Source organism: Campylobacter concisus, from assembly GCF_002914195.1.
Taxonomy (GTDB): domain Bacteria; phylum Campylobacterota; class Campylobacteria; order Campylobacterales; family Campylobacteraceae; genus Campylobacter_A; species Campylobacter_A concisus_M.
Genome location: NZ_PPAU01000108.1, coordinates 227068 through 241228, shown reverse-complemented (window position 1 = coordinate 241228; position 14161 = coordinate 227068). Strand labels below are relative to the sequence as shown.

Below are 14161 nucleotides of genomic sequence, written 5' to 3'. Positions count from 1 at the left end.
AAAGGATAAAAATGATAGGTATAGTTTATGGAAGCAGCATGGGAAATACCGAAGATGCAGCAAAACTTATAAGTGAGGGTCTAGGCCTTGAAAATGAGCTTTTAAACGTTGCTGATGTAGACACAGCGAAACTAAATAGCTTTGATAAGCTAATCCTTGGTACATCGACCTGGGGTAGTGGCGATCTTCAAGATGACTGGGATGCGTTTGACTTTAAAGCGTTAAATTTAAGTGGTAAAACAGTTGCTGTTTTTGGTATGGGTGATAGCGAGAGCTACTCTGATGAATACTGTAACGGCATGGCAAAGCTTTATGATGAGGTCGTAAAAGCTGGCGCAAAGGTAGTTGGTGAGGTTAGTACTGATGGATATACATTTGATGGCTCTGATGCTGTAAGAAATGGAAAATTTGTAGGTCTAGCGCTTGATGCTGATAACCAAAGTGACAAAACTGAGGGTAGAATTTCAGCTTGGATAGAGCAGATAAAACCTCACTTTGCTTAATGCAAATTTAGCTAGAAAAACTCTAGCTAAATCTTCTATCAATTTTTAAATTTAACAAAATATTTTTTGTTTAAAGTATTATTCGATTTGAATAAAAAGGACCTCACTCCGCTAGAAGTGAGACTGCTAGAGCTTTTACGCCCTTAAAATCAACCTTGCCGCTTGCAAGCGTTGGTATATCATCAACGATGAAGATATAGCTTGGCATCATTATAGGAGCAAGGCTACTCTCTTTTAAAATTTGCTCTAAATTTTTGGGCTCTGTGCCGCTTTTTACTAAAAGTGCGATCGCTTCACCCTTTTTGCTATCTGGTACATTTGCACTGCTAAAGACGACGTCATTTCCAAGTACCTTTGTAAGCTCTTCTTCGACGCTTCCAAGGCTTATCATCTCGCCGCCAATCTTAGCGAATCTTGAGTATCTATCGACGATAAATACAAAGCCGTTTTCATCGATGTGACCTTTGTCACCAGTTTTATAGTATCTGACGCCGTCTATATGCGTGATGACATCGCTTGTTTTGGCCTCGTCGTTTAGATAGCCCTTCATCACCTGCGATCCGCCGATCACGATGAGGCCGTCGGTGCCAGTTTCTAGCTCTTCAAGAGTTTCTGGGTCGATTATCTTGATGATAGTGCCAGGCAGAGGCATGCCAACGCTACCAGGTCTATTAAATGTAAGCTCTTTTAGGCTCTCTTTTTCTAGGATATTTGGCATATTTACAGCAGCTACAGGCGCCGTTTCGGTCGCACCATAACCTTCATAAATTTCTATGCCAAATTTGAGCCTAAACTCATCTTTTATCTCAGGTTTTAGCTTTTCAGCCCCAGCTACGACCATTCTGGCACTTTGAAACATTAGCGGATGGAGCTTTTTGTTTCTGGTGTAGAGCCTAAAAAATGTCGAGGTGCCAAAAATGATGCTAGCGCTGTGTCTTGCGGCCATTTTGCCGATAGTCGCTCCATCTGTTGGATCAGGCACACTTACCATTTTTATGCCCTCGCAAAGTGGCATGAGCGTGGTGACCGTTAGTCCAAATGAGTGAAAAACAGGGAGTGAGTTTAAGATCACGTCATCTTTTTTGAAATTTAGAAGTTCGCTTATTTGCTTTATGTTTGCAAGTAAATTTTTGTGGCTTAGCTCGATACCTTTTGGCTCGCCTTCGCTGCCGCTACTAAATAAAATTGTAGCCGTATCCTCTAAGCTTACACGCTTAAAATAGCAAAGCTTGATGAGCCAAACTGGGGCAAAAAATGCAGTTAAAAGCGCTAAAAATTTCTCTTTTTTTGAGACGCTGGCTGAGAGATCTTCTGCAAATTTAGCCTTGCCGCTCATCGCATCTTTTAGATCAAAGCCCTTAAGTGCGAGCTTTTCAAGAAATTTGCTAGAGGTGATGACTGTGTTTATATCTGCCTTTCTTAGGGCGTGATTTAGCGAGGTAACATTAAGCGTATAGTTTAAATTGACGCTTACTTTGCCCATGGCAAGAAGCGCCATATTGATGATAGTTGCGATGCTTGAGCTAGGTAGTAAGATACCTATATTTTTCTCATCTTTTAGCTCTCGTTTGAAAATTTTGATAAAGACTAAAACGGCTGTTATAAATTTCAAGTTGCTTAAATTTAGCCCAGTACTGTCGCTTACGCACTCTTTAAATTTCTCTTCTTTTGCGTTGCTTAGCCATTCGCTTGTTAGCGGTTTTTGCCTTGAGATAAAGCTCTCCCACGATGAAAAGCTAAGCTCAAGCACCTTTTGCTTCATCTTTGCAGCGTTTATAAATGTGGTTATTGGCTTGCCAAAGGCGACGATGATGTCGCGTCTGCAGTTTTTAGAAGTGAGGTCTTTGTAAAATTTACTAGCTCTTGAAAAGCTAGATCCCCAAAGGCCACGAAGGTAAAATGGCACGATGCAAATTTCTTCTAGATTTCTGATGATAAGCTCAAAGCCCTTTTGAAACTCATTTATCTGACCGTTATAGCTGATGTGGCCTTCTGGAAAAAGTGCGACCACTTCGCCATTTTTTAGGCACTCTCTAACTAGCTCGATCGACTCTTTGCTAGCCCCTGCGCCTATTGGGATTACTTTAAAAAATTTAAAAATTTGCTTTAGATACCATTTGTTATAGATCGTTCTATACATGACAAATCTTATGCCCCTTGGGCTTGCAGCTTGAAGCACGAGCCAGTCGATCCAACTGATGTGATTGCCAAGAAGTAGTGCGCCGCCACTTTGCGGTAAATTTTGAAGTCCTTCTACAAAAAAGCGGTACTTTGTCTTTAAAAATGGCAACAAAAGTAGCCTTGTAAAAAGGTGTGGAAGCTGCAAAATGGCGTAAAAACTACCGATCAAGCAAACAAGCGCTGTAAAGACAAAGAGCCCAGTGGTTGAAATTTTAAAATATACTAAACCTATGCCAATAGCTAGAAATAGCAACATTGAGACGTTTTGTAAAAAGTTGTTTGCCGCCATTATCTTGCCGGTCGTCTTTTGCGGTGCAAAGTACTGGATCATCGCATTTAGTGGTACTATAAAAATTCCACCAAAAAAGCCAAATGCAAATGAACTAAGGCTCACTACGCTTATACTTGAGCCAAATGCGAAAAATAAAAGCGAGAAAAATATACCCATAGCACCCATCGGCACGATACCAAGCTCGATGTGAAGCTTTGACATAGAGCCAGCCACGTATGATCCAAATGCGATACCAATGGCGCTTGCTGCAAGGATCGCCTGCACCGCTAGCGAGCTGTCGTCGTTAAAAACGGCTTTGTAATGAGCCGGGAAAGCTGCGATGATGATCTGAGAAATTCCCCAAAATATACTAAGTCCAGCGATACTTAGCCAAATATTTTTATCTGATCTTACCTCTTTTAAATTTTCTCTTAAATAGCTAAGGCGAATATATTTTTTAATATCAAAATTTTCGCTTGTTTCGTCTTTTTCATCGATGCAAGGTAACTTATAAGCAAAATACGCTTCAAATGCGCTAAAGATCACTAAAAAGATACCAATAGGATAGACGCTTTTTAAAATTTCTTCTGAGTTTTCGCCTTGGATGTATAAATTTTCAAATATAAATGAAAATAAAAATGAGCTAAAAAGTATCGCAACGATGGTGAGCGCTTGGATGATGCCATTTGCTGTGCCAAGGCGCTCAGGGCCGACTAGGGCTTTGATGATGCCATATTTTGCTGGTGAGTAGATCGCACTTTGAGCGGCTAGTATGAGCGTTAAAGCAAAGGCTACGCCAAAAGCGCCCGCAAGATAGCTAAAAAGCACCGCGACGCTGATAATAACGCCAAAAATGGCACAAATTCTTATGACCTTTATTTTTGCGAATTTGTCGTTTATAAAGCTTGAGGGTGAAAATAAAAAGATAAATGGTAGCAAGATCATTGCGTTTATGACGGCTGTTAGAATAAAAAGTATGTCGCCATCGTATGTTTTTAAAAGAACATTTTGTATGGTGATTTTGTGTGCTAGATCGACGCTTGCATTTAAAAATGCGATCGCAAGATATGGCAAAAAGCCAGCAACTTTTAATAAACTCATCATAGAAATACCTTTGTGATTTTAAAAATTTTGTAAATCTAACAGCAAAATATTTAAAATATTATTAATAAAAAACTCTACATTAAATTTGGTAATAAAAATTTTTAAAAAATTTAAATTTTATATGCTTTTGGATAAAATCACGCAATCAAAAAATAGGAAAATTTTATCATGAACTATGAAATAATCGTCATTGGCGGCGGACATGCAGGCATTGAGGCAAGTCTTGCAGCTGCCAGAATGGGCAAGCAAACTTTACTTATCACGATCTTAGCCGAGCAAATAGGCGCTGCAAGCTGTAATCCAGCTATCGGTGGCCTTGCAAAGGGACATCTTGTAAAAGAGATCGACGCGCTTGGTGGCCAAATGGGACTTACAACTGATGCTGTTGGTATCCAGTTTCGCGTGCTAAATGAGAGCAAAGGCCCAGCAGTGCGTGGTAGCCGCGCTCAGATCGATATGGATAGATACCGCGTTTATATGAGAAATTTGCTTTTAAACACGCCAAATTTAGAAATTTCTCAAGAGATCGCCACTGAAATTTTAAGCGAAAATGGCGAAGTAACGGGCGTTAAAACCCACCTAAATAACATCTATAATGCAAAAAAGGTGATAATCACCACTGGCACTTTTTTAAATGGACTAATTCATGTTGGATTTAATAAGCTAGAAGCTGGCCGCGTGGGCGAACTAAGCGCAAAAGATCTTAGCTCTAGTCTAAGAGAGCTTGGACTAAATTTAGGTAGGCTAAAGACTGGAACATGTCCAAGGATTGATGCAAAAACGATAAATTTTAAAATTTTAGAAAAGCAAGATGGCGATACAAAGCCAGTTGCATTTAGCTTTAGAACTAAAAATTTCTCACCAACGCAGCTGCCATGCTACATCGCCTATACAAACGAAACTACGCATGAGATAATCCGCTCAAATTTCGACAAAGCGCCACTTTTTACAGGTCAGATCGAGGGCATTGGGCCAAGATATTGTCCAAGTATCGAGGATAAGATAAACCGCTTTGGCGACCGCGACAGACACCATCTTTTTATCGAGCCTCAAACACTTGAAGCTACAGAGTACTACATAAATGGCTTTTCAACGAGCCTGCCTTATGAAGTGCAAGTGCAGATGTTGCGCTCCGTAAAGGGCTTTGAAAATGCAAAAATCGTAAGGCATGGATACGCTATCGAATACGACTACGTCGAGCCAACGCAACTAAAACATAGTCTGGAGACAAAAAAGGTAAAAGGTCTTTATCTAGCTGGGCAGATAAACGGCACGACTGGATACGAGGAGGCTGGCGCTCAGGGGCTAATGGCTGGCATAAATGCAGCGCTTTCACTTGATAATAAAGAGCCACTTGTCTTGCGCCGCGATGAGGCGTATATCGGCGTTTTAATAGATGATCTTGTCACAAAAGGGACAAAAGAGCCATATAGGATGTTTACGAGTAGGGCGGAGTATCGCTTGCTTTTGCGTGAGGAAAATGCCATTTTAAGGCTTGGTGGATATGGCCATGAGCTTGGACTTCTTGATGATGAGACTTTTAATGAAATTGAAGCTATCAGGCAAAATTTAAAAGATGGGCTTGCTTACCTTAACAATACTCAAATTACGCCGAGCAAGCAAAATTTAGAGCTTTTAGCTAGCCTTGATGAAGAGCCAATAAGCCAAAATGTGAGCCTTCAAAAGATTGTCGCACGCAAAAGCTTTACAGCTGAGAAACTAAGAAAGCTTGATGAGAAATTTGCAAATTTAGATGATACGAGTGTGGATCAAATTTTAACCGAGTGCAAGTATCAGCACTACATAAATGAGCAAAAAAATCAGATAGAAAAAATGAAAGATATGATGGATGTAAAAATTCCTGAAAATTTTGACTTTAGAGGTGTGAGTGGTCTTAGTAATGAAGTGGTCGAAAAGCTTGAGAAATTTGCACCGCCTACGCTTTTTGCTGCGAGTGAAATTTCAGGTATCACGCCAGCCGCGATTGATATCTTACATATTTATATAAAGATGAATGAGAAAAGGCTTAGCTGATTTTAATTTTTGGTTTAGTTTAAGAAGTCATAAACCTAAAAATTTTTATCTTAGAATCAAGATTTACGTTTAAGTTAAAATTAACATTATTTTTGCAGATTATATTTAGAAATTATACTTTTTTAATTTTTTGAGAGTATAATCGTTAAGAATTTATTTATAGAAAGGAATTTAATGTCAGTAAAGCAAGAAAGACGTAGCTTTATCGGCCTTGCGTTTGGTGCTGTGGCAGCTGTCGGCGGCGCTATGTCACTAGTGGCTGTTAAAAAGACTTGGGATCCGCTTCCAAGCGTAAAAGCTGCTGGTTTTACAACAGTTGATCTAAGTCCGATCAAAGATGGAGAAATGAGGCAGGTTGAATGGCGTAAAAAGCCTATTTTCATCCTCAAAAAAAGTCCTGATATGGCTAAAAATGACAAAAGAGATGTTGTCGTAGGGGATGCTAGATACGTAGTTCTTATCGGACTTTGCACGCATCTTGGCTGTATACCTGAGTATAAAGCAAGTAAACAAATGTTTGTATGTGCCTGTCATGGCGGCGAATTTAATGCCGACGGAATGCAAACATACGGACCTCCTCCAAGACCACTTGATATACCACCATTTAAGATCGATGGAACCAAGCTAGTTCTAGGCGAAACAAGCCCAGAATACGAAAAATTAGTAGCAAAAGCTTAGGAGGATAGCAATGTCTTTAGCTCATAAATCAACTGGCGTTATTGACTGGCTTGATCAACGCCTAGCTTTTACAAAACTTATGAAGGTTCTAGTTAGCGAATACTGGATACCAAAAAATATAAATTTCCTTTGGGCAATGGGCGTTATTTTAACAACGCTTTTTATGCTCTTAATCGTTACTGGTTTTTTACTTTTAATGTATTACAAACCAGATGTAAATTTAGCATTTGATAGTGTAAATTATACTATCATGCAAGAGGTCGAGTATGGCTGGCTTTGGCGTCACATTCACGCAGTTTCAGCCTCTACGATATTTCTTATTATGTATATTCACTTGCTTACTGGACTTTACTATGGTTCATACAAAAGAGGTAGAGAGGTCATTTGGATAAGTGGTATGGTGCTATTTATCTGTTTTTCAGCAGAGGCATTTAGTGGTTATATGCTCCCATGGGGACAGATGAGCTACTGGGCGGCAACTGTTATTACTCAGCTTTTTGGCGGTGTGCCAGTTATTGGTGACGCTTTAGTTGAGTGGATTAGAGGTGATTATGCAGTTGGTGACTCAACACTTACTAGATTTTTTATGCTTCATGTTTGTTTATTGCCACTTGTAACGATAGCTGTTTTGGTTATTCACTTCTACTCTTTAAGAGTTCCGCATGTTAATAACCTAACAAGCGAAGATATAGACTTTGAAGTAGAGGCACAAGAGTATCTACACGGCGATAGAGCAAAATCTAAAGTTATACCATTTTGGCCAGGATTTTTGGCAAAAGACTTTATGTATGTATCATTCTTTATGATATTTGTCATCTATCTTGTTTGCTATCACTTCAACTTTGCAATGGATCCTATCAACTTTGAGCCAGCAAATCCACTAAAAACCCCACCACATATCTATCCAGAGTGGTATTTCTTGTGGCAATATGAAATTTTACGTGGCTTCTTCTTCGATATCGCTGGAATTTCAGCTTACAACATCGGTCTTATCGCATTTGCATTTGCGGGTGTTGCATTTATGCTTATACCTCTTCTTGATAGAAGCGACCTTGTAGCTCCAGCTCACAAAAGACCACTATTTTTTATATGGTTTTGGGTCTTAGTTGTCGATCTTATCGTTTTATCTATATATGGCAAACTCCCAACAGGTGGTTATAATGACTGGATAGGATTTTATTCATCATTGCTATTCTTGTTCTTATTTATAATTGCGTTGCCAGTTATAACAATACTTGAAAGAAAGAGGGGCTAATTATGAAAGAGCTTAAAATTTTTGCCATTGTTGTTATTCTTTCAGGTGTTTTATATTGGGGTATCGAGCCTTATGCTCACACAAAGCTTCACCCTCATACTGCAAATGCTGAGTATAACTTCTCAAAAGAAGATACTGACTATGCAAAGCACTTTTTAGAGCAAAAAAAGGCAGCACTTGAGACTGCTAAGGCTAGCGGAAATAAGGCAAGTATAGATGCGGCTACAAAAGATGTAGAAGTAGCACAAAAAATTCTTGATGACTATACAGCATTTTGGAATGACATTAACTCTATCGATCTTACAAAAGGTGACGCTATAAAGGGTGCTGACACTTTTGTAGCAGCTGGATGTACAGGATGCCACGGTATAGAGGCAGCAGGTATGCCAGCTAGTATGGATGCCGAGACAGCTAGTCAAAGCTTTGGGGTAGTGCCACCAGATCTTAGTACCGCTGGTAAAATTTATGACGATAAATTCTTGGCTGCACTCATTAAAAATCCAAATATGGCTTTAAAGCTAACTCATAAATTTAACGACGAGCATCCATTTCCGATGACCGCATTTATGGGTGCTGGTGGCGATATAAATGCTGAGACTGCCGATATAGTAGCTTATTTGAAAAAGGTATCTGCTGATTATGAAAAGGCAAATAATAAGATCACTGAAGAAAAGATTTTCGCTGATGCATGTCAAAGATGTCATGATATAAAATATGACAAAAAATATGCATTTAGCAACAAAGTAAGCCTTGCCGCTTATATGGGCTCAAACCCGCCTGATCTATCTATGATGATTCGTTCAAAAGGCGATGAGTATTTACATAAATTTATAAACGATACTCAAAAGATGCTACCAGGTACCGCAATGCCAAGAGTTGGTTTAAATAAAGCTGCTGAAGACGATGTGGTAGCTTATATCCAAAAAGTAGGTGACAAGAAAAAGGCTGAGCGCGAGAGCAAAGGTCTTTACACGATGATCTACTTCTTTATATTAGGAATTTTTGCTTGGCTTTGGAAACGCAAAGTTTGGAGCGAACTACACTAAAATTTAAGAGCCTTTTTGGCTCTTAAATCTTCTCTGGTAAATTTACATATATCAGTAGGTATTCTTTAAATTTATTCTTTTACAAAATTTAATCAAGCAGTCTTGCAAATTTTAAAACTTTCATTCACTCGCAAGAGCTGACTGCTAAAATCTGGTTTCACTTACCGCTTAGCTCAAAATTTAGAACCGAAATTACTCATTAAAGTTTGATCGAAATTAACAAAACTGCATGCAGTGCTTTAGCACTAGAGCATGCCCTTTGAACGTGTCAGGGAAGAGGGATTGTTAAGGGAGAAGGAAGTTCTTTTGCTTTGCTAGCTCGCAACTGCAAGCAGACCGTAATTTAAGCTCCCTTCTCCCTTAATAAAAGAATAGGAGTTGTATGGTCTATATGCTTTACAATTTTTAAACTTTCATTTTCTCGTAAGAATCCACTATTGATTTTAGGTCCCGCAAGGCTTGCTACTAAAATCAAAGCCGAAATTACTCGTTTATGAAATTTTAAAAATTTGCCTAAAAACCTAAAGCAGTAGTATGTCTATGCTGCCATGTAAGCTATGAATATATAAGCGTTTCGGTAGAAAATAGAAATATATCTGAGTTTTAACGGTCGCTATTTAAATAAATTTATTTTTAAGTAAATCACTCACTAAAACCCACCAAATTTCACAAAAATAGTAAAATTTAGCTCCGCATCAAGTCTATTTAAAATTAAATTTCCTTAGCGATCTTGCTCATTTTATTGAGTAGTTTTTCACGTTCATTTGGCTTTAGGTTGCCGTATTGAAGCTTTGTTATCATCTGCATGAAGTCAAATTGTTTAAACATTTGCACATCGCTTTTTAGCTCTTTTTCTAGCTGTTTATAAATTTTTTCAGTCTCTTTATTTGCTTTTTCTAAATTTTGTAAAAAGCTTCCAGTTGCACTCATATCAAGATCATTTTTTGCAGCTTTATCGATGACATTTTTTAGATTTGCTAAATTTTCAGAAATTTTCATCTGCATTTCCTTTTGGATTTTAAAATTTAGAGCAAAATTTATTCCTAAATTTTCTCCCACCACTTTTTTCTAGGCGGATTTTGGGTAGTGAAAACTTCTCCAATCATCGGCGTTGCATAGTTTAGCCCAAGTTTTGTCGCTGCCTTTTCAAAACGCTTGATCGGCTCATCCCAAGCGTGATAAGATAGATCAAATTTGCCCCAGTGCACCGGCACGCCAAGCTTTGCCCCAATATCTTTTAGTGCTTGCGCTGACTCCTCTGGCTTCATATGCACGTAAGGCCAGCCATCGCCATAAGCACCATTTTCGATAAAAACTAGATCAAAGGAGCCAAATTTCTCATTTATCATCTTAAAATGCTTGCCGTATCCGCCATCTCCGCTAAAATAAAAGCTAAAGCCAGTCTCTTCAACCGCCCAGCCACCCCAAAGCGTCGTGTTTCTTTTAAATGTGCGCCCACTAAAGTGCCTTGAAGGACAAAACGTGAAGTTTAAATTTCCTATTTTTTGATCACCAAACCAGTCAAACTCATAAATTTTGTCTTCATCAACGCCCCATTTTACAAGGTGAGCTTTTACGCCAAGTGGCACTAGAAATTTACAAATTCTATCCTTTAGCTCAAGTATCGTTTTATGATCAAGATGATCGTAGTGATCGTGCGAGATGAGAGCGATATCGATCACATCTGGGTAGTCACTAGTGGTGATAGCATGCTCGTAGGCAAAGGGCTTACCGCCAATTGGCAGTGGAAATGCTCGGTGCAAAACTGGGTCAGTGATGATAGTTTTATCATCAAGCTTGCAGATGAGGCTAACGTGTCCAAGCCAGATAAACTCGCCGTTTTTGAGTGCATTTGCGTCAAATTTTAAATTTGGCAAAGGCTTAGTTGGTAGCTTGCCTTTTGGTGGAAAGAGTGCTTGCGGAATGTAATTTAACATAGATGCTTGCGGATTATTCTTTACCATATCAATAGTGGGCTCTAAATTTATAAAAACTTTGCCGTTAAAATTTGGCGAAGATTCTATCAGCTTTTGGCTTTTAATATCTGGCACGCCACCAAAAACTGGGGCAAATCTCATAAATACAAAAACTGCAACAATAAGCAAAAGTATAACTATAAAAATTCCCATAAAAAGCCTTTTAAATTTAAAGGTCGGATTATATTTTAGATTTTTAAATTTCAGCTTTATTTAATTAACCCGAGCCTAAATAATTAACTTGTAAATTTAAACTTAATTAAGATATTTTTACTCTTTATAGGAAAATTTTATTAATAAATATTATCCTTTAGCAAATAAACATACCTAAAAATCGATATTAAGTAGATAATCTTAAAGATATATAAAATAAAAATTTAATTCTAAAAATACAAAATTTGTCAGATAGATGACGGAATTTATTCATTGTAAGTTATAGAATTATTACAAAAATTAGGAAGGAGCGTTTGAGATGTTAAATAAAAATTTAACTATCTCTATTTTGGTGACTAACCATCACTTTAAAAGTGTGCAGGGCAGTTTAGCCTTGTTTAATGGGAGGAATTTATGAAAAAACATAAATTTGTGATTGCCGATTATAAACGCTGTATAGGATGTGCGACCTGCATGGCTGCATGTTTTAAGAGCGCTTATGAACGCGGCAAGCTGTCACGTGCAAGGCTAAGTGTGCTAAGAGAAGCTACTGGCGTTATGCCAACTCAGTGCAGACAATGCGACGATGGTCCTTGTGCGAATGTGTGTCCAACTGGGGCATTGCGATTTAATGATAATTGCATCGAGCTTCACGAGGAAATTTGTATAGGCTGTAAGATGTGCACGATCGCTTGTCCTTACGGTGCAATAAGCTCAAGTGCAGAGCTTATGCCTTCAGTAAATTACGCTGTCGAGCCAAAGTACAACCTTGAGATAGAGTCACAATCAGGTGCAAAAAATATCGCTGTTAAATGCGATATGTGCTTTGGTCGTGAAAATGGACCAGCTTGCGTTGATGTCTGTCCAACGAGTGCTCTTGTTATGATTGATCCTGAAGAGGGTAAACATAAACTTGGCAAGAGGATAGATTATGAAGCAGCGAATAAATTTGCTACTAAAATTTTAAACGGACAAGGAGCATAAGATGACTACGGTTTATATGCTATTTCTTGTAAGTGCCGTCGTTAGCATCTTGCTTTATTGTGCTCCAAAGGCCGCTGTAAAGGTTGGTTTTGGACTAAGTGCTTTAAGCTGTTTTTATGCGATGTGTCACTTTGTTGCAAATATGGGAGTAAGCGATAGCTTTGCTCTTATGGATGGCTTTTTGTATTCGCCAAAATTTGTGCTAAATCCACTTGGAAATTTTTTTAGCTTTGTCGTCGTTTTCATCGGATTTGCAAGTAGTGTTTATGGTATGAGCTATGCAGACGAGTATATCAAAAAAGCAAACGTTGGCGTATTTGCATGTTTGTTTAATATATTCATCCTTTCAATGCTTCTAGTAATTAGCGCTGATAATGTATTTTGCTTTGTTGTTTTATGGGAGCTTATGACTCTTATCTCATCATTTCTTATCATCGTCAATGACGGTAAAAATACACTTAAAGCGGTTATGGTATATCTTGGCATCGCACAAATCGGTGCATTTTGTATCACCTGTGGTTTGCTTATCACTGCTTACTATGCAGGAAGTACAGAATTTAGTGCGTTCATGGGCGTTAAGATGCCATTTGGCGCTTCTGTTGCTACATTTATACTGTTTTTGGTTGGATTTGGTAGCAAAGCTGGTATGTGGCCATTCCACGTTTGGCTCCCACAAGCTCACCCAGCAGCACCATCAAATGTTTCGGCCCTTATGTCAGGCGTTATGATTAAAGTCGCTCTATTTACACTAGTTAAATTTACACTTTACTTGCCACTTAGCACATATTTTGGTCTTACAATACTCGCTCTTGGTGCAGCTAGCTCATTATTTGGTGTTTTATACGCTCTTTGCCAACACGACTTCAAGGCTTTACTTGCTTATCACTCAGTTGAGAACATAGGCATCATCTTACTAGGTCTTGGTACAGGAATTTATGGTGTCGCAGCTGGAAATTTAACACTAGCAGCAGTAGGTTTTCTAGCAGGCTGCTACCACGTAGTTAACCACGCTATATTTAAAGGTCTACTTTTCCTTTGCGCTGGTTCAGTTATCCACGCTACTCACACACAAAATATGGACATCCTTGGTGGTCTTGCTAAAAAGATGCCATGGACAAGCCTTGGTATGTTTATAGGTATCATGGGTATCGCAGCTTTACCTCCAGTAAATGGCTTTGTTTCAGAGTGGTTTACATATCAAGGTATGCTTCAAGGTGCGATGGGCGAGGGAACATTAGTTAGATATGCATTTACGCTTGGCGTCGTAGCCCTTGCGCTAACAGGCGTTTTGGTCGGCATGCACCTCAAACTTTACGCTGTTATCTTTGCAGGCACTCCAAGAGATCAAAAAATTTGGGAAAATGCTAAAGAGAGTCCAATAGGCATGGTTCTTGGTATGATCATCTTAATGATAGGCTGCGTTGGCTTTGGTCTTGGCGCAAACTACATAGTTGATTACATCATGCAAGCTGTAAATTCTATCGCTATAAGCGACTATAAAGCTAGCCTTGGTGCTATAAATGTAACTTCACCAATAGGCAGTATGATCTCAACTCCATTGATAGCCTTGGTTCTTTGCTCAACAATGATTTTGCCATTTATCATCCTTGCTGTTATGAAAGCAAACAGAGATAAACCACGCGAGACTGATCCTTGGGCATGTGGCTTTAAATATAGCTCACGTATGCAAATGACAGGTGGTCCATTTACAGGCGATCTTAGAAAGATTATGCAATGGCTATTTAGAGCTGATAAAAAGATCGTTACTAGAAATTATTTTGACGCGGTTGAATATCACAACCATCCAAAAGATATCTGGTGGGGAATGTTTTATGAGCCAGTCATCAAATGGTGTATGAAATTTGCTGATAAACTAGGCATTGTTCAAAGCGGATACACAAACGTCTATACGCTTTATATCCTAATTTATCTTTGTGCCATACTTGCTGTGGGCTACTTTTTAGTTTAGGAGACGA

General features: G+C 38.7%; 10 protein-coding genes. 7 read left to right on the top strand and 3 right to left on the bottom strand.

Annotated elements, in window-relative coordinates; all coding sequences use genetic code 11:
• Positions 1 to 11: 11 nt before the first annotated feature.
• The gene (fldA, locus tag CYP28_RS07245) at positions 12 to 503 is read left to right on the top strand and encodes a flavodoxin FldA (protein WP_103593673.1); all 492 of its coding nucleotides are present in this window, start codon (positions 12 to 14) and stop codon (positions 501 to 503) included.
• Between the two features lie 103 nt (positions 504 to 606).
• Here the strand turns inward: fldA and CYP28_RS07240 are convergent, their stop codons facing one another.
• Positions 607 to 4059 carry an acyl-[ACP]--phospholipid O-acyltransferase gene (locus tag CYP28_RS07240; RefSeq protein WP_103593672.1) on the bottom strand — a complete coding sequence of 1151 codons (3453 nt, stop codon included), beginning with the start codon at positions 4057 to 4059 and terminating at the stop codon, positions 607 to 609.
• 168 nt (positions 4060 to 4227) lie between these two features.
• Between CYP28_RS07240 and mnmG the strand changes: the two genes are divergently transcribed.
• From mnmG to CYP28_RS07220, 4 genes are all read left to right on the top strand, one after another.
• Positions 4228 to 6093, top strand: a complete 1866-nt coding sequence (gene mnmG, locus CYP28_RS07235; RefSeq protein ID WP_103593671.1) for a tRNA uridine-5-carboxymethylaminomethyl(34) synthesis enzyme MnmG — start codon at positions 4228 to 4230, stop codon at positions 6091 to 6093.
• 174 nt (positions 6094 to 6267) lie between these two features.
• Positions 6268 to 6771: a ubiquinol-cytochrome c reductase iron-sulfur subunit gene (petA, locus tag CYP28_RS07230; protein ID WP_021091707.1), complete on the top strand. Its 504-nt coding sequence runs from the start codon at positions 6268 to 6270 to the stop codon at positions 6769 to 6771.
• Positions 6772 to 6781: 10 nt separating this feature from the next.
• Positions 6782 to 8026, top strand: coding sequence for a cytochrome b (locus CYP28_RS07225; RefSeq protein ID WP_084041924.1), 1245 nt, complete (start codon positions 6782 to 6784; stop codon positions 8024 to 8026).
• Between the two features lie 2 nt (positions 8027 to 8028).
• Positions 8029 to 9072, top strand: coding sequence for a c-type cytochrome (locus CYP28_RS07220; RefSeq protein ID WP_103593670.1), 1044 nt, complete (start codon positions 8029 to 8031; stop codon positions 9070 to 9072).
• A 711-nt stretch (positions 9073 to 9783) separates the two neighbouring features.
• On the opposite strand, the gene CYP28_RS07215 is transcribed toward CYP28_RS07220, so the two are convergent.
• Positions 9784 to 10071, bottom strand: coding sequence for a hypothetical protein (locus CYP28_RS07215; protein ID WP_103593669.1), 288 nt, complete (start codon positions 10069 to 10071; stop codon positions 9784 to 9786).
• Positions 10072 to 10115: 44 nt separating this feature from the next.
• On the bottom strand, positions 10116 to 11201 hold the full coding sequence (locus tag CYP28_RS07210) for an MBL fold metallo-hydrolase (protein WP_103593668.1): 1086 nt from the start codon (positions 11199 to 11201) through the stop codon (positions 10116 to 10118).
• 414 nt (positions 11202 to 11615) lie between these two features.
• Here CYP28_RS07210 and CYP28_RS07205 point away from each other — a divergent pair, with 414 nt between their 5' ends.
• The gene (locus tag CYP28_RS07205) at positions 11616 to 12185 is read left to right on the top strand and encodes a 4Fe-4S dicluster domain-containing protein (RefSeq protein WP_021091760.1); all 570 of its coding nucleotides are present in this window, start codon (positions 11616 to 11618) and stop codon (positions 12183 to 12185) included.
• 1 nt (position 12186) lies between these two features.
• Positions 12187 to 14154: a proton-conducting transporter membrane subunit gene (locus tag CYP28_RS07200; RefSeq protein WP_103593667.1), complete on the top strand. Its 1968-nt coding sequence runs from the start codon at positions 12187 to 12189 to the stop codon at positions 14152 to 14154.
• Positions 14155 to 14161: the final 7 nt, after the last annotated feature.